The following is a 915-nucleotide window of genomic DNA, read 5'->3' on the forward strand; positions in this document are numbered from 1 at the left end:
TACCCTTGCCTGAATTCATTGATTCGGATTGGGTTAAAGAAGTGACAGTTCGTCCTTGTTACGGTCAGTTGTGGATTGATTGGGTTATCGATGACGGTAAACAGATTGTTGAAATTAATCCCAATCTTGATTACACCCAAGCATGGAGTTTTGACCACGGTGGAAATAACTGGCTAACAGGTGTTTCAACACTGGGACAAAGCTTAATCATTGATGGGAGAAAGTTAAGTTCAATGAATCAAGCTTATTGTCGGATTGTTGCCAAATATAAGCAGGGAAAGTCTGATTTCTACTGGGATTCAAATCTTGATAGGATTCAACGCAAACGCAATAATCAGATGCGTGATGCTATTAATAAAGCAGCAAGATTCATTATTAATCGATGTCTTGCTGATGGTATTGGAAATCTTATTATCGGTTGGAATGAAGGGCAGAAAAATGGTTCCGATATGGGCAAGCGTGGGAACCAAAATTTTGTGCCAATCCCGACTGCTAGATTGATTGAACGGCTTAAACAACTTTGTCCTGAATACGGGATTGTTTTAACAATTACTGAAGAGAGCTACACCTCCAAGAGTTCATTTTTGGATGATGATTTCCTACCTACATTTGGTGAAAAACCCGACGGATGGAAGCCATCAGGTGAAAGAATTGAACGTGGTCTTTACAAAACCAAAAAAGGTTTTTTAATCAATGCGGATTGCAACGGCGCAGCCAACATTGCAAAGAAAGTAGCCACACAGCTAGGACTTGTTCTAGTTAAGGTGGGTAGGGCAGTTTTGAGTCTGCCACATCGGTATGATTTGTTCCGCGATCTAAAGAATTCATTTCGTAATACGTTACGGAGTGCCTCTTTAGAGCACGGAGTAACAACCATGTAGAATCCCTCGTGTTTTAAACCGAGGGAGAACTCAA

General features: G+C 40.8%; 1 protein-coding gene. It reads left to right on the plus strand.

Features of this window, described 5'->3' with window-relative positions:
- Positions 1-881: IS200/IS605 family accessory protein TnpB-related protein (locus WA1_RS51975; RefSeq protein ID WP_148663130.1), on the plus strand; the 881-nt coding region annotated here is incomplete at its 5' end.
- Between the last annotated feature and the right edge of the window lie 34 nt (positions 882-915).

The sequence above is a fragment of the Scytonema hofmannii PCC 7110 genome (assembly GCF_000346485.2).
GTDB classification, from domain to species: domain Bacteria; phylum Cyanobacteriota; class Cyanobacteriia; order Cyanobacteriales; family Nostocaceae; genus Scytonema; species Scytonema hofmannii.